The 14765-nt window shown below is 65.4% G+C and carries 15 protein-coding genes; 3 read left to right on the plus strand and 12 right to left on the minus strand.

All coding sequences use genetic code 11. The features are described 5' to 3' along the window. The first annotated feature begins 190 nt into the window (after positions 1-190). Together HSR122_RS10290 and HSR122_RS10295 are read left to right on the plus strand one after the other, a co-directional pair. On the plus strand, positions 191-1093 hold the full coding sequence (locus HSR122_RS10290) for an HFX_2341 family transcriptional regulator (protein ID WP_229109657.1): 903 nt from the start codon (positions 191-193) through the stop codon (positions 1091-1093). 177 nt (positions 1094-1270) lie between these two features. Beyond that, complete coding sequence (locus HSR122_RS10295; RefSeq protein ID WP_229109659.1) at positions 1271-2182, plus strand: NAD(P)/FAD-dependent oxidoreductase; 912 nt, start codon at positions 1271-1273, stop codon at positions 2180-2182. Between the two features lie 6 nt (positions 2183-2188). On the opposite strand, the gene HSR122_RS10300 is transcribed toward HSR122_RS10295, so the two are convergent. The 10 genes from HSR122_RS10300 to panB all read right to left on the minus strand — a co-directional run bounded on the left by HSR122_RS10300 (position 2189) and on the right by panB (position 13291). Beyond that, complete coding sequence (locus HSR122_RS10300; protein WP_229109661.1) at positions 2189-3715, minus strand: oligosaccharide flippase family protein; 1527 nt, start codon at positions 3713-3715, stop codon at positions 2189-2191. 4 nt (positions 3716-3719) lie between these two features. Continuing rightward, positions 3720-5240, minus strand: coding sequence for an NADH-quinone oxidoreductase subunit N (locus tag HSR122_RS10305; RefSeq protein WP_229109663.1), 1521 nt, complete (start codon positions 5238-5240; stop codon positions 3720-3722). Then, the gene (locus tag HSR122_RS10310) at positions 5240-6775 is read right to left on the minus strand and encodes a complex I subunit 4 family protein (RefSeq protein WP_229109667.1); all 1536 of its coding nucleotides are present in this window, start codon (positions 6773-6775) and stop codon (positions 5240-5242) included. The genes HSR122_RS10305 and HSR122_RS10310 overlap by 1 nt, the downstream gene beginning before the upstream one ends. Then, entirely contained in the window at positions 6775-8826 is a 2052-nt protein-coding gene (nuoL, locus tag HSR122_RS10315; RefSeq protein ID WP_229109668.1) for an NADH-quinone oxidoreductase subunit L, read from the minus strand. The genes HSR122_RS10310 and nuoL overlap by 1 nt, the downstream gene beginning before the upstream one ends. 1 nt (position 8827) lies before the next feature. Further along, positions 8828-9130: an NADH-quinone oxidoreductase subunit NuoK gene (gene nuoK / locus HSR122_RS10320; RefSeq protein WP_229109669.1), complete on the minus strand. Its 303-nt coding sequence runs from the start codon at positions 9128-9130 to the stop codon at positions 8828-8830. Continuing rightward, positions 9127-9426 (minus strand): hypothetical protein, encoded by a 300-nt coding sequence (locus tag HSR122_RS10325; protein WP_229109670.1) that lies wholly within the window; start codon positions 9424-9426, stop codon positions 9127-9129. Before HSR122_RS10325 ends, nuoK begins: the two co-directional genes overlap by 4 nt. After that, positions 9423-9695, minus strand: a complete 273-nt coding sequence (locus tag HSR122_RS10330) for an NADH-quinone oxidoreductase subunit J (RefSeq protein WP_229109671.1) — start codon at positions 9693-9695, stop codon at positions 9423-9425. The genes HSR122_RS10325 and HSR122_RS10330 overlap by 4 nt, the downstream gene beginning before the upstream one ends. 171 nt (positions 9696-9866) lie before the next feature. Continuing rightward, positions 9867-12137, minus strand: a complete 2271-nt coding sequence (locus HSR122_RS10335) for a CDC48 family AAA ATPase (RefSeq protein WP_229109672.1) — start codon at positions 12135-12137, stop codon at positions 9867-9869. Continuing rightward, positions 12134-12364, minus strand: a complete 231-nt coding sequence (locus HSR122_RS10340; protein WP_229109674.1) for a DUF7127 family protein — start codon at positions 12362-12364, stop codon at positions 12134-12136. The genes HSR122_RS10335 and HSR122_RS10340 overlap by 4 nt, the downstream gene beginning before the upstream one ends. A gap of 117 nt (positions 12365-12481) precedes the next feature. Beyond that, on the minus strand, positions 12482-13291 hold the full coding sequence (panB, locus tag HSR122_RS10345; protein WP_229109676.1) for a 3-methyl-2-oxobutanoate hydroxymethyltransferase: 810 nt from the start codon (positions 13289-13291) through the stop codon (positions 12482-12484). 98 nt (positions 13292-13389) lie between these two features. Between panB and HSR122_RS10350 the strand changes: the two genes are divergently transcribed. Next, positions 13390-13638, plus strand: coding sequence for a DUF5822 domain-containing protein (locus HSR122_RS10350; protein WP_229109677.1), 249 nt, complete (start codon positions 13390-13392; stop codon positions 13636-13638). On the opposite strand, the gene HSR122_RS10355 is transcribed toward HSR122_RS10350, so the two are convergent. After that, positions 13599-14150: an HAD family hydrolase gene (locus tag HSR122_RS10355; RefSeq protein WP_394355565.1), complete on the minus strand. Its 552-nt coding sequence runs from the start codon at positions 14148-14150 to the stop codon at positions 13599-13601. The two genes, HSR122_RS10350 and HSR122_RS10355, sit on opposite strands and share 40 nt — an antisense overlap. Continuing rightward, positions 14150-14650, minus strand: a complete 501-nt coding sequence (locus HSR122_RS10360; RefSeq protein ID WP_229109679.1) for a helix-turn-helix domain-containing protein — start codon at positions 14648-14650, stop codon at positions 14150-14152. Before HSR122_RS10360 ends, HSR122_RS10355 begins: the two co-directional genes overlap by 1 nt. Positions 14651-14765: the final 115 nt, after the last annotated feature.

Raw genomic sequence — 14765 nt, forward strand, 5'->3', positions numbered from 1 at the left:
TCCATCGAAAGCGCCACGTACAGGAGTTCTTTCTACACAATCCATTCCGGAATGAGGGAAGAACTGAAAAGGCCACAGTACCTACGTATGTACGAAAGCCCACGAGGGCGCGGCGGCAAACATCGGTGATGTGCATAACAACGGTCGCAGAACTGGTGTTTTATATAAACACCAACCCGTTGTACCGCATATGCATACCCACATCGTCCCGGTCGGATTCGACTACGACCGGTTGATCGCGCCGCTGGTGCGCGAGCAACTCGACGTCGATCGGGCGATTCTACTGGAGGGGGCGGTCGGCAGCGAAGCAAACGTCGAATACTCCCAGCAACTGGCCGCCCAGCTGGAGACGGACTTCCGGAACCTGCTGGGTGCCGAAACCGAACGGATCGCTCTGGAGGACGTCTACGACTACGACGCGGCCTTCGAGGAGGCCTACGCGCTGATCAACGCCGAACTCGATCACAGTCCGGAAGCCGAGGTATGGGTCAACATCTCCGCGATGCCCCGGCCGGTGTCGTTTGCCTTTGCGACGGCAGCAAACTCGATCATGGTCGAACGAGAGGGCGACCGCGATCGGATCCACACCTACTACACGGCCCCCGAGAAATACCTCGAGACGGAGCTGGCCGAGGAGTTGCGCGAGGGGATCGACATCGTGACCGATCTCGGCCGAGAGCTCGACGACGAGCGAGTCGAAGCGTGGCTCACGAGCGCCCGGGACCTGCTCTCGGAGTTCGACGAGCGCGGGACGACAATCGGAGCCAAGGAGATCGACGGCAGTTACGTCGTCGAACTCCCGGTCGCGTCGTTCTCGAACGTCAAGCCCTTCGAGGAAGTTATCCTGTTCACGCTAGGCGAACACGGCGAGTTCGAATCGGTCTCCGAACTCGCCCAGCAGCTGGCCGAAGACCTCGGCGAGGAGTACACCGACAGCTTCCGCTCGAAGGTCCTGTACAACGTCGACCGGCTCGGACCGGGCGGCAAAGGATACATCGAACAGGAATCACACGGCAAGTCCTACCGGACCCGGCTGTCGCGCATCGGACAACTGTGGGTGCGCGCTCACTCCAACGAAGACGACCAACTGTGACGGCCTCTGTCCACCTAGAAATTCAATTTCAGACAATACTCACGCGCAAACGTTCACGATAGATGGTGTGTGGTATCGATCGACAACCCAAATATCAGGGTGCGAATCGTCCATGAGTGGAACCGTGTCGCAGGGACCGAGCGATTTATCCGTGTACGGAATTGTGTTTTAGGTACAATGACGGACGTAGCGATCATCGGTGGCGGACCGGCTGGATTGAGCGCAGCGGTGTATACGGCACGTGCGGATCAGGAGACGCTCGTGTTCGACAAGGGCGACGGCACGACGGAGAACGTCGACTTCATGGAGAACGTCTACGGCTTCCCGGAGGGCGCGACGGGCCCGGAACTCGTCGAGGTCGGTCGCGATCAGGCGACCAAGTTCGGGGCCGAGATCGTCAACGAGGAGGTCGTCCGCGTCGCCGAGGAGGGAGACAGCTACCTCGTCGAGACGGAGGCCGACGAGTACGAGACCCGCGGGATCATCCTCGCGACGGGCGCGTCCTACGAGTCGCCCGCGATCCCCCACGTCGACGACTACGAGGGCAAGGGCGTCTCCTACTGTGTCGAGTGTGACGCCTTCTTCTACAAGGACTCGCCGGTCGGCATGGTCGGCGCGGGCAACTACGCCGCCAAGGAGGCGATGATGATGCTGGATTACACCGACGACGTCCGCGTGCTGACCAACGGCAACGACCTCGAGATGGACGAGGTGCTGCAGGAACAACTGCAGGAGGAAGGCATCGAGATCATCACCGAACCCGTCGACCACATCGTCGGCGACGAGATGGTCGAAGGCGTCGAACTCGACGGCGGCGACGTCATCGAACTCGAAGGGCTGTTCGTCGCGCTCGGCGCGGCCGGTGGCGCGGACATCGCCGACATGCTCGGGATCCCGCGAGACGGATCGTATCTCGACGTCGACGAGGAGCAGTTCACCGGCGTCGACCGGGTCTACGCTGCCGGCGACCTCACCGGCGGCCAGCGTCAGGTCAACGTCTCCGTCGGCGAAGGGACGACGGCCGCGATCAACCTGCTCGAGGACTTCCGCGGCGGCGAGTACGTCGACTACAAGAAGATCGAAGCCTAGAGCGGCTCACCGCACCAGCGTCTCCGCGATCGTTTCACGGTACTGCGTTGCCAGTTCCGCGACGACGAGTCTGTCCCGTGGATCGAGACCAACGAGGAACAGCGCGAGCAGGTAGCTCGCAAGTCCGACAGCCGTCCCGACTGCGACAGCAGCCGGACCGGACAGCGACGCCCGCACTGCGAGCATCGCCGCGACCATCACACCCCCAGCGGCCAGCGGCCGCAGGAACGACCGATCGAACGGGAACAGTCCCTCGAACCGGCGGAGCAACAGCACCTGCAGTCCGTTCTGTGTGGCGATCGCCAGCGACGTCCCCAGCGCTGCGCCGACCAGGCCGTATCTGACGGTGAACGCGTAGGTCAGCGCGACGTTCAGCACGGCCAGCAGCCAGTCCAGCGCCATCCGGGCGTACTGGTGGTCGGTCATCATCAGCAGCCAGCCGGTCGCGCCGACGGCGCTGCCGACGAACACGCCGCCGAGATACACGACCAGCGGGACGTACCCACGTGCGTACGTCGAGCCGAAGACGACGAGCAGTCGCTCCCCGTAGACGCCGAGCACGGCGAGAAACGGCAGCACTGTCGTGACGATGAGTCGGGTGATCGACGAGTAGACGGCGTTCAACGTTTCCATGCGGTCGTCGGCGTACAGGTCCGAGGCGACCGGCGGCAACAGCTGATTGAACGACAGAAGCGGGATCCAGGCCAGCGAGATCAACACGAGCACGACGTTGTACGTCCCGGCGTCGACGGTCGTCAACAGCGCGCCGACCAGCAGGATGTCGGCCCGGTTTTGAAACACCTTCCCGAGGCTGCTCATCGCGACCGGTCCGGCGTGGTTGTAGAAGCGTCTCGCCTCGCCGCGGACCCCGCGAACCCGTGGGACGATACCGGTCGAACGGATCGACGCGGGGACGCCGACGATGACCACTGCGAGCATGCAGGCGACGATCGCGCCCGCGACGCCGACGACCGAATAGCCCAGCGCCAGCGCGATCGCTGCGCCGGTGAGCCGCGCCGACGGTCGCAGGAGCTTGTTGAACAGGACTTCCCCGCGAGCGGAGCCGATCGCCCGGAACGTCGCCGCGATAACCATCACGAGCCCGAAGAGTCCGACGAGCAGTCCGAACAGCCGCAGCGCCGGCACGAACGCCGGTTCGATCTCGAGACGCGCCCCGAGCACCGGAGCGAGTACCCAGAGGCCGGCCGCGAAGACGACCCCGAACCCGAGCGTCGTCACGTAGGCCAGTCCGACCACGCGAGAGCGCTCGTCGCTGTCCTCGGCCGCGGGGAGAAACCGCTGGAGCGCGGGGACGCTCCCGAACGTGACCAGCCGCGTCAGGACCTGCGCGATCCGCCAGGCCAGCGCGTACACCCCGTAGGCGACGGGACCGAGTCCGCGTGCGAGGACGAACTCGGTCGCGGTCGACAGGGCCCGCTGGGCCGACACGGCCCCGGAGGTGACGACGGCACCGTGGGCGATCGTGACAAGCGCGTCTCGTTCGGCCTCGTCGATGTCGGAATCTCGTGGCACGCGATCAGAGCAGTGCGCCGACGGCGGCGATCGCTTCCTCCGCGACGATGCCGAACCCGGGCAACAGCAGGACCGTCACGACGGCCGCGCCGACGACCGCGGCGTAGATGCCGGTCGGGTAGGAGTCGATCTCCCGGGGGGTCTCAGGCGTCTCGATCCACAGCGCCTTGACCAGCCGCGAGTAGTAGTACAGGCTCAGCGCGCTGTTGATCAGCGCGATGACGACCAGCCACCACAGGCCGGCTCCGATCACGCCCATGAAGAGGACGTACTTCGAGAGGAAGCCCGCGCCGACGGGCAGCCCGGCCAGACTGAACAGGAAGACCGTCATCGCGACGGAGGCGATCGGCGCGTCCCGCCAGAGCCCGTTGTAGTCCTCGAACCGTCGGCCGACGCCCCAGTACTCCGCCAGCGCGACGAACAGGAACGCGCCGGTGTTCATGAAGCCGTAGACCAGCAGGTGCAGCATGCCGGCACCGAGCACGAGACTGTCGTTGCTCACGCCCGCGAGCAGGCCCTCCGTGCCTGTGCCCGAGAACGCGGCCAGCGCCATCAGGACGTACCCCGCGTGGCCGATCGAGGAGTAGGCCAACATTCGCTTGACCTTCTCCTGGGTCGCGGCCGCGAAGTTACCCAGCGTCATCGTCACGATCGACAGGATCAGAAACGCCAGCGTCCAGTCGAAGGTCCCCGAGACCGCCTCGAGCGGGAACGCGACGGTGAACGCGCGGAACGCGAGCACGAACCCGGCCGCCTTCGAGGCCGAGGAGAGGAAACCGGCGATCGGCGCGGGCGCGCCCTCGTACGCCTCGGGTGCCCAGAAGTGGAACGGAACGGCGGCGGTCTTGAACGCGATCCCGCCGATGACCATCAGGATGCCGAGTCCGAGGATTCCCGGCCCGCCGGTGAGCGCGTCAGTAGCGATCGCCTCGGCGATCAGGTCGAACCGCATCACGCCCGTCGCGCCGTACACGAGGCTGATCCCGTAGATGAAGATCGCAGAGGACAGCGCGCCGACGAGGAAGTACTTCAGGCCGGCCTCGACCGAGCCGCGGTTGTGCTTGAGATAAGCCACGAGCGCGTAGGACGGCAGCGAGACGAGCTCGACGGCGACGAACGCGGCGGCCAGACTGTTCGCTGAGGCGACCATCGCCATCCCGGTCGCCGCCAGGAAGACCAGCGAGTAATACTCCGCCTGATAGGGCTCGTCGGCGATGTAATCGTGACTGCCGAGCACGACGAGGGCGGTCACGCTGCCGAACAGCGCCGTGAAGAACAGGCTCATCTCGTCGACGACATACGCGCTGTCGAACAGTTCGACGGACACGCCCTCCGCGAGGAACCAGCCCGAGAGCACTACGGCGGCCAGCGAGCCGACCAGTCCGGCGCCGGTCAGGACCGTCAGGCTCAGCGAGTCCGATTCCGGCTCGATACTGTCGAGCAGGAACAGCGCCAGCGCCGTGGCGGCGAAAGCGAGCATCGGTGCCAGCGCAGTCCAGTCAGGGAGATTGACGAACGGATCCATCAGACACCACCTCCGAGGCTATCGACGATCGGATCGATCGCGTCCTGGATCATCCCCATGAAGAGGTCGGGGTTGACTCCGAGGACGATCACACAGGCGAGCAGGACGGCCAGCGGTGCGACATCGTGCAGCGGCGCGCGACCGACCTCGTAGTCGGTCCCGAGGTCGAACTCCCCGAAGAGCGTGCGCTGCATGGCCCACAGCAGGTAGCCCGCCACGATGACGATGCCGAACATCGCCGCGGCCGTGAACAGCGGCGCGGCCGAGAGATACGGCGCGTCGAAGGATCCGAGGAAGACGAACACCTCGGCGGCGAAGCCGCTCATCAGCGGCAGCCCCATGTAGCCGAAGGCGGCGGCGACGAAGATCCCGACCGTCCAGGGCATCCGGTCGGCCATCCCGGACATATCGCCGACCATCCGGGTGTGGGTCTCGTTGTAGATGACGCCGACGACCATGAACATCAGCCCGGAGATGAACCCATGGGAGATCATCTGGAAGGTCGCCCCGCCGATCCCGTAGGTCGTGTACGCGACCAGTCCGAGGATGACATAGCCCATCGAGGAGATCGAGGAGTAGGCCACGATCCGCTTGAGGTCCTGCTGTGCGAGCGCGAGCATCGCGCCGTAGATCACGCTGATCACGGCGATCGCGGCGATGATCTCGGCGTAGTCGGTCGCGACGTCCGGAAGCATCGTGAAGTTGAACCGCAGCAGGGCGTAGGTCCCCATCTTCAGCAGCACGCCGGCCAAAAGCACCGACACCGGCGTCGGGGCCTCGACGTGGGCGTCAGGCAGCCACGTGTGGACCGGCACGATCGGGACCTTCACCGCGAACCCGAAGAACATTAGCGCGAACGCGAACAGCTTGACCGTCTCGGGGGCGAAGCCGGCGATCGAGCCGACGGCACCGCCGGCCTGCAGCGCCTGTGCGACCTCGGGCAGACCGAGCGTCGTCACGCTATCGCCCATCGCGAACACGAGCGTCAGGAACCCGACGAACATGATCAGGCTCGCGACGTTCGTGTAGACGAAGAACTTGATCGCCGCGTACTTGCGGCGCGGGCCGCCCCAGATGGCGATCAGGAAGTACATCGGCACGAGCACGACCTCCCAGAAGACGAACCACAGGAAGAAGTCAAGCGCCGCGAACACGCCGAGCAGCCCGAACTCAAGCAGGAGCACGAGCCCGTAGAACTGCGACTCGCGCTCGTCGATCGGCGTCCAGGCGCTGACGATGGCCGCGGTCGTCAGGATCGTCGTCAGCACGACCAGCGGCAGGCTCACGCCGTCCAGTCCGACGTGCCACTGGAGCGTGTAGCCGATGTCCATCCACTCGATCGTCGTCTCGTAGGCGATCTCGCCGCCGTCGAGCAGGGCGTTGCCGCTGCCCTCGAAGTCCAGCCACAGCCAGAGACTGCCGACAAGCGGCAGGAGACTGAGCGCGGCCGCGAGTTTGCCCGCGTACCGGTCGGGGGCGAACGCCACCACGCCGGCGGCAAGCAGCGTCGCGACCAGCAGCGCTTCGATCAACATCAGAACCACCCTCCCGTGACGCCGAAGAAGCCGACGAGCAGGATCAGCCCAAGCGTCAGCAGGGCGACGTAGTTACGCACGACGCCGGTCTGGATCCGCCGCACGCCGCGTCCGGCTGCGCGGCTCGCGGTGCTGATCCCGTCGACGACGCCGTCGATGATTCCCTGATCGAACGTGTCGGCGGCTTTCGCGGCCGGGACCGTCAGTCCCGTCGCGAGCCACACCTGGAACTCGTCCTGGTAGTAGTTGTGCATGAGAAGCGTCTTGACGCGACCGAGTCTGTCAGTGTGCTCGACCGGTTCGGGCACGTTGTACAGCCGGTAAGCCAGCCCGGCACCCGCGAGCGCCAGTCCCAGTGAGAGTCCCGCCGAGACCAGCAGGCCGGTCGTGCCGATGTCGGCCGCGCCGTAGCCCGCGAACGCCTCGGTCTCCAGCAGTTCCGCGTAGTGGTGGACGCCGGTCAGGTACGACTCGGGACCGTAGTCGAGGAACTGGTGAAGGAAGTCGATGTTCGCCCCGGTCAGCTTCTTCACCGGAACCATGTTGATCGCACCCAGCGTCGCCGCGAGCACGCCCAGGACGACCAGCGGGCCCTTGACGTTCCAGCGGACCGGCTCGGGGTCCTCGGCGAGGTCGGTCCGCGGTTCGCCGTGGAAGGTGAGAAAGACCATCCGGAAGGTGTAGAAGCCGGTGAACGCGACCGCGAGCAGCCCCATGGCGTACCCACCGAGCAACAGCGGACTCTCGCCCAGTCCGTGGACGAGCGTCTCGTAGAGCACCTCGTCTTTCGACCAGAAGCCCGCGAACGGGAAGATCCCCGCGAGCGCGAGCGACCCCGACAGGAACGTCCAGTAGGTGACCGGCATCCTCTCTTTCAGGCCGCCCATGTCCCACATGTTCTCGTTGTGGTGCATGGCGATGATGACCGACCCGGCACCGAGGAACAGAAGGGCTTTGAACACGGCGTGGGTCGTCAGGTGGAACACGGCGGCGACGTAGCCGCCACCGCCCAGCGCGAGCATCATATACCCGTACTGAGAGATCGTCGAGTAGGCGAGCACCTGCTTGAGTTCCTGTTTGACGACGCCCATCGTCGCCGCGAACAGGGCGGTGAACCCGCCGATGAAGGCGATGACGCCCAGCGCGGTCGGCGAGAGCGCGTAGAAGCCGTACATCCGGGCGACGAGGAAGACGCCGGCCGCGACCATCGTCGCCGCGTGGATCAGCGCCGAGACGGGCGTGGGGCCTTCCATCGCGTCGGGCAGCCACGTATGTAGCGGGAACTGCGCGGATTTGCCGATCACGCCACCGAGCACGAGCAGGCCGACGACGGTGAACCACGCCTGCTCGCCGAGTCCGAGGAACGTGTTGACAGCGTGTTCGCCCTGCAGGGCCTGTTCGGCCAGATGTGGGAAGCTCTCGCTGCCGGCGAACGCGCCGGTCCCGAACGTCGCGAAGATCGCGACGACGCCCACGAGGAAGAAGTAGTCACCGAACCGGGTGACAATGAACGCCTTTTTGGCGGCGCTGGGCGGACCGGCCTCGCGGAACCAGAAGCCGATCAGCAGGTACGAACAGAGCCCGACCAGTTCGAAGAACATGAACGCCATCAGGATGTTGCTGGCGAACACGAAGGCGAGCATCGAGAAGCTGAACAGGCCGAGCCCGGCGTAATACCGCGGCAGTCCGGTCTCGCCCTCGTCGTTCATGTAGCCCAGCGAGAAGACGTGCACGAGGAACGAAATGAGCGAGACGACGACCAGCATGAGCGCCGAGAGCGGGTCGACCAGCACGCCCAGTTCCAGCGAGAACGGGGCCGAACTGCTCCCCTCGAGGAACGTGTACAGCGTCTCGTTGTAGCCCGCGTCGGCACCGTCACTGGTCGCGACCGTCAGCGCCACGAGCAGCGACAGCACCAGCGAGCCGCCGGTCGCGGCGATACCAGCCAGCGCGCCCTTCTTGGGCAGGTATTTGCCCGCGAACAGCGCGACGACGAACGATACCAGCGGCAGGAGCGCGATCGCCGGAACGAGATCGTATACCCAGGTCATGTTACCACCGCATCGTCGTTGGAACGCTCACGTCGATCGTCTCGAAGTTGCGATACAACACGAGGATGATGCCCAGACCGATAGCCACCTCGGCCGCGGCCAGCGCCATCCCGAACAGGGCGAAGACCTGCCCGGTGAGGTTGCCGTGCTGGAGCGAGAACGCGACGAGGTTGATGTTCGCGGCGTTGAGCATCAACTCGACGGACATCAGATAGATCAGCGCGTTCTCCCGAACGAGAATTCCGAGCAGGCCGATCGAGAAGACCCCGGCCGACAGCAGCAGGTACCACTGGGTCTCGATCACGACTCGTCACCTCCCTCCTCGCGTCGGGCCAGCAAGATCGCGCCGTCGAGCGCCGCGTCGAGCACGACCGCGATCGCCAGGAACGCGAACAGGAACCCTTCGGTCACGAGCGACGACTGATCGACGAGATCGAACAGCGCGTAGCCGATCCCCTCCATGACGCTGGCTCCCGCTTCGAAACCTGCGGGAGCGTCGAACCCGGCGGTCAGGAAGACGGCCGCGAGCACGCCGAACAGCGCGAGCGCGGCCACGCCCGGCAACAGGTCGAGGTCGCGTGCCAGCCGCGGGCGGTTCATGCGACCACCTCGCTGTCGTCCGTCTCTGTCTGTTTGCGCGTGAGCATCACGGCGAAGGTGATCAGGATCAGGACCCCGCCGACGTACACGAGGACCTGCATCACTGCCAGGAACGGCGCTTGCGCCAGCACGAAGTGGACGGCGACGCTCAGAAGCGCCATCCCGAGCAACAGCGCCGAATGCCACACGTCACGCACCAACACGACGCCCAGACTCGATCCGAGCGTGACGAGGGCAAACAGCGCAAAAGCCAGTGTCTCATACACCATACTACCGGCCACTCCGACCGGGTGCCCTTTGAAGATTACTGTCTCAAACGCTCGTATCGACAACTAGTCGCAATATTTTCCCACACTCACACTGATAGAAGCGACTCAATCGGCGTTGCAGACCGAGGAACAGAGGAGATTGGCGTCGCGCGCGAGTGGATGCGACCGGCCTCACTGGAAGGTCCGGCCGACGTTGCCACTCTCTTCGAGTTCGCTCTCACGCGTGTCGAAGCGCTCCTCGATCTGCTCGTAGCGTTCGCGGGTCTCCTGATCGACGCTGGGGCCGACCTCGTCCATCGCGTCCTCGAAGTGCTCGCGGCCGATCCGGACGTTGCTGACGCTGTCGTCGACCTCCTCCGGCGAGACGCTGTTGATGAACTCCCGGCTTGCAGCCATCGAAGCCTCGCGGCACAGCGCCTCGATGTCCGCGCCGACGTAGCCGTCCGTCTCGGCGGCGAGTTCGTCCAGATCGACGTCCTCGGCCAGCGGCTTGTCCTGAGTGTGGACCTCGAAGATCTTCCGGCGCGCCTCCTCGTCTGGCACGGGCACGTGGACGTGTCGATCCAGCCGACCCGGACGCAACAGCGCCGGGTCGATCAGGTCCGGCCGGTTCGTCGTCGCGACGACGACGACGTCCTCCAGGTCCTCGATCCCGTCGAGTTCGGTCAGCAACTGGGAGACGACGCGTTCACCGACGCCGGAATCGCCCATACCCTGGCCGCGTTCGCCGGCGATCGAGTCGATCTCGTCGAAGAACACGACCGTGGGGGCGTTCGACCGGGCCTTCTCGAAGACCTCCCGAACGCCTTTCTCGCTTTCCCCGACGTACTTGTTGAGCAGTTCCGGCCCCTTCACGGAGATGAAGTTACTCTGGGCCTCGTTAGCGACGGCCTTGGCCAGCAGCGTCTTGCCAGTGCCCGGCGGGCCGTACAGCAGGACGCCCTTCGCGGCCTGCATGTCCATCTGCTCGAAGACCTCCGGGTACTCCAGTGGCCACTGGATCGTCTCTCGCAGGCGCTCTTTGGTGTCTCCGAGACCGCCCACGTCTTCCCAGGAGACGTCCGGGACCTCGACGAAGACCTCCCGCAGCGCCGACGGTTCGATCCCCTTCAGCGCCTCCTTGAAGTCGGTCTCGGAGACCTCCATCGACTCAAGGATCTCGGCGTCGATCTCGTCGGCCTCCAGGTCGATCTGCGGGCGGATCCGCCGCAAGGCGTTCATCGCGGCCTCCTTGCTCAGCTGTTCGAGGTCGGCCCCGACGAAGCCGTGGGTGTTCTCGGCGTAGTGGTCGAGGTCGATCTCCTCGTCGAGGGGCATCCCACGAGTGTGGACCTGCAGGATCTCCTTGCGACCGTCGCGGTCGGGGACGCCGATCTCGATCTCCCGGTCGAATCGGCCCCCGCGCCGCAGCGCGGGATCGACGGCGTCCACGCGGTTGGTCGCGCCGATGACGATGACGTCGCCGCGCTCCTCGAGCCCGTCCATCAGGCTCAGGAGCTGGGCGACGACCCGGCGCTCGACGTCGCCGGAGGTCTCGCCGCGCTTGGGCGCGATCGAGTCGAGTTCGTCGATGAAGACGATCGCCGGCGCGTTCTCCTCGGCCTCGTCGAAGACCTCGCGGAGTTGCTCTTCGCTCTCGCCGTAGAACTTCGACATGATCTCCGGGCCCGAGATCGTCGTAAAGTAGGCGTCGATCTCGTTAGCGACGGCTTTCGCCATCAGCGTCTTGCCGGTACCCGGCGGGCCGTGCAGCAGGACGCCCTTGGGGGGTTCGATCCCCAGCTGCTGGAAGAGCTCGGGGTGGCGCATCGGGAGTTCGATCATCTCCCGGACCTGTTCGAGCTCCTCGTCCAGCCCACCGATGTCCTCGTAGGTGACGCTGGGCGTCTCTCGCTCTTCCTGCTGAGGTCCGCCGGTGATCTGCTCGGCCGGCTGTTCGCTGATCTCGATCTCGGTCTGGTCTGTCACGACGACCGTTCCCTCGGGATCGGTCTCGGCGATCTTCAGCGGGATCTTCTGCCCGCCGACGTTCGAGATCGGCCCCAATCCCAGCGAGAACGGGACGGTCTGACCCTGCGTGACGGCCTGACCGCTGAGCTTGTTGCGGACGTGGGGAGCGATGTTCCCGCGCACGCGGAGGTTCTGCGGCAGTGCGACGGTGATCGACCGGGCGGGCTTGACATCGGCCTTTTCGATCTCGACGGTGTCGTCGATCCCGACGTTGGCTTCCTGCCGGAGTCGCCCGTCGATCCGGACGATTCCCTCGCCGCTGTCCTCGGGATAGCCCGGCCAGACGCGCGCGACGGCGCGACCGCTCTGCCGCCCCTCGATGACAATGTAATCGCCGTTCTCCAGATCGAGTTCATCCATCGCGACCCGATCGATCGCGGCGAGTCCCCGACCCGCGTCCTTCTGCTTGAGTGGTTTGACAGTGAGTTTCATCGATCCACCTCGACAGTGAGAACGCCGTTTCTGATAAACGCTCGTGCGTCCTCGCCCTCGGGCAGGTCCAGATCGTACTGTTCGGGTTCGGCGACGACGATCACGGTGTCGCCGACGATCTCGGCCGTGGCGTCGCTCGTGCCCAGGTCGGCCGCGAGAACGACGCTGTCCTCGTACTCGTAGCGGCTCACCGGCACGTCTTCACTCAGCCGTTGCGTTGCAGTCATGCTAACTCCAAGTTAGTAATACTACTATATAAATCTTTCTCAGATTGGGTGGGTGACGGGGGTTGATTCATCGACTATCGGTCGAATTGCAGTTCACATCCGAAGAAGGGGCTGGGATCAGCGGATGTCGTCGAGGTCGTCCTCGTAGTGGCTGTGTTCGTCGTCCGGGAACGCGCCCGACCGGACGGCATCGACGTAGTCTTCGACGGCCGAGCGCATCTCGCCGCGGACGTCACCGAACGCCTTCGAGAAGGGCGCGACCGATTCGGAGAGGCCGATCACTTCGTCGACCGTCAGCACCTGTCCGTCGCAGTCGGGGCCGGCTCCGATCCCGATCGTGGGGATCGAGATGGCGTCGGTCACCTCGCTTGCGACGTTCGCGGGAACGTGTTCGAGTACCAGCGAGAACGCGCCCGCTCGCTCGTGTTTGTACGCCAGATCGAGGATCTGCGTCGCGGCGGACTCGTCGGTCCCCTGGCGGAACAGCCCCGTCTCGTTTTCGTGCTGTGGGGTCAATCCGAGATGCGCCTGAACGGGGATGCCGAGCTGGGTGAGCCGTTCGGTGAGTTTGACGGTGTGGGGCCCGGATTCGAGTTTGACGGCGTCGGCGTCGGCCTCCTTGAGCATCCGACCGGCGTGTTCGATCGCCTCGTCCGGATCGACCCCGAAGGAGAGAAACGGCATGTCCGCGACGACCATCGGCTCGTCGGCCACCCGCGCGACCGCGGCCGTGTGACTGGCGATCTGATCGACGGTGACGGGAAGCGTCGAGTCGTAGCCCAGCCGGAGGTTCCCGACCGAGTCCCCGACCAGCAGCATGTCGACCCCGACGTCTTCGAGTATCTCGGCCGTCGGCGCGTCGTAGGCCGTGAGCATCGTCAGCGGCTCGTCGTCGCCTTTCCGATCCCGGATGTCCTTCGCGCGCATGTACAGTCGTTCGACCGCGGGAAGGAAAATCCTCCCGGTGGCGGGGGAGAACGTCCGGGATCGAAACCGATTCCAGTTCCGGGGCCACAACGACGGGTATGCCAGCGCGCGTCGAGACGACCGATCCGGACGGAGTCGATTACGGGTGGGTCATGCAGGTCACGTTCGTCGCGACGATCGTCGTCGGTGCGCCGGTCGTCGCAGTCGCCTCGGCGTTCGTCGATCTCGCGTCGTGGGGAGCGCGCGCAGCGTTCGCCATCCGGGTCGGTGCCGTCGTCTGGTTCGTGACCGCCGTCGGCGTCTACGGTTACGCGCGCCGCCGATCGAGCCGGTCCGAGACCGACTGAAAGTCGACGCCGGCCCGTCGTGCCGTCTCGGCGTCGGATTCGGAGTCGCCGACGAACAGCCCGCGCTCCGGGGGTACCTCCAGCGCAGAGAGGGCGGCGCGCAGCGGCTGTGGATGGGGCTTCGACTCTTCGACGGTGTCGCGCCCGATCAGCACGTCGACCGCGCTGTCCAAGCCGTGGACTTCCAGCGCGATCCGGCAGGCGGACTCGGCGTTCAGCGAGACGACGCCGGTCGGGCCGTCTCTCGGGAGTTCGTCTGCCAGTGCCAACTTGCTGGAAGTGCGTGCTCCCTCACGCTCGAACGCCGCAATCCGCCGCTCGACGGTCGGATACTGTTCGGCCTCCTTCGCGCGATCGAGCAACTCCCAGAGGGTCGATCCGCCGGTCTCGATGCCTCTCGCCTCGAGGACGGCGGCGACCCGCAGGCGGACCTCTCCCCAGTCGACATCGAGATCAACCAGCGTCCCGTCGAGATCGTAGACGACAGCGTCGTATTCGTCAGTCACGGATATCAGGTGTCAGCCAGTTCGACATCGAGTCGGTCTTCGAGAGCAGTGATGACTGAGCCGCCGATTCCGGCCTGGGTCGCACGTCCCTGTTCGACCGCAAGCAGTTCGGATTCGTCGAGTCCGAGTTCGTCGGCCAGTTCTTCGCGCTGGAGTCCCGCGTCCTGCCGTGCCTCGGTGACACGCCGACCGTAGTCGGTGACGAGATACGGCAGTTGATCGTCGTCGTAGTCGGCACCCTCCTCCCAGTGGGAGGCGTCGGCCTGCTGTGCGTCGTGGATCCGGGCCGCGTTCTGTGCGGCGCGTTTCTCCCGGCTGGGTTCGTCGTCGGGAGCCCCTCCGCTGGAGGTGCCCTTCGCGTCGTCGCGGTGCTGGGCGCAGCTCGCACAGACCTGCAATTGTGCGCCAGCGATATTGACCGTCTGCAGCGAGGCGTCGGTCGCGCCGCAGAGCTCACAGCTCCCGCCGGTGTCATCCGACCCGCCACCGGTCGAGTATTTTGCCATGCGTCTGTATAGTAGGTTGATTGTCTTGAAACAACCGTTTCCGACCGGCGTCACGGTACGGCACCGAGTCCCGGGGGGCGAGCCGAACCGACAGTCATTTTACTCCCCCTCGGGA

The sequence above is a fragment of the Halapricum desulfuricans genome, from assembly GCF_017094525.1.
Taxonomy (GTDB): domain Archaea; phylum Halobacteriota; class Halobacteria; order Halobacteriales; family Haloarculaceae; genus Halapricum; species Halapricum desulfuricans.

Bases quoted from the DNA above. Each gene is read 5' to 3' on its own strand.
- HSR122_RS10290 (WP_229109657.1), top strand. From the start codon at position 191: ATGCATACCCACATCGTCCCGGTCGGATTCGACTACGACCGGTTGATC.
- HSR122_RS10295 (WP_229109659.1), top strand. From the start codon at position 1,271: ATGACGGACGTAGCGATCATCGGTGGCGGACCGGCTGGATTGAGCGCA.
- HSR122_RS10305 (WP_229109663.1), bottom strand. From the start codon at position 5,240: ATGGATCCGTTCGTCAATCTCCCTGACTGGACTGCGCTGGCACCGATG.
- HSR122_RS10310 (WP_229109667.1), bottom strand. From the start codon at position 6,775: ATGTTGATCGAAGCGCTGCTGGTCGCGACGCTGCTTGCCGCCGGCGTG.
- nuoL (WP_229109668.1), bottom strand. From the start codon at position 8,826: ATGACCTGGGTATACGATCTCGTTCCGGCGATCGCGCTCCTGCCGCTG.
- HSR122_RS10325 (WP_229109670.1), bottom strand. From the start codon at position 9,426: ATGAACCGCCCGCGGCTGGCACGCGACCTCGACCTGTTGCCGGGCGTG.
- HSR122_RS10330 (WP_229109671.1), bottom strand. From the start codon at position 9,695: ATGGTGTATGAGACACTGGCTTTTGCGCTGTTTGCCCTCGTCACGCTC.
- HSR122_RS10335 (WP_229109672.1), bottom strand. From the start codon at position 12,137: ATGAAACTCACTGTCAAACCACTCAAGCAGAAGGACGCGGGTCGGGGA.
- HSR122_RS10340 (WP_229109674.1), bottom strand. From the start codon at position 12,364: ATGACTGCAACGCAACGGCTGAGTGAAGACGTGCCGGTGAGCCGCTAC.
- panB (WP_229109676.1), bottom strand. From the start codon at position 13,291: ATGCGCGCGAAGGACATCCGGGATCGGAAAGGCGACGACGAGCCGCTG.
- HSR122_RS10350 (WP_229109677.1), top strand. From the start codon at position 13,390: ATGCCAGCGCGCGTCGAGACGACCGATCCGGACGGAGTCGATTACGGG.
- HSR122_RS10360 (WP_229109679.1), bottom strand. From the start codon at position 14,650: ATGGCAAAATACTCGACCGGTGGCGGGTCGGATGACACCGGCGGGAGC.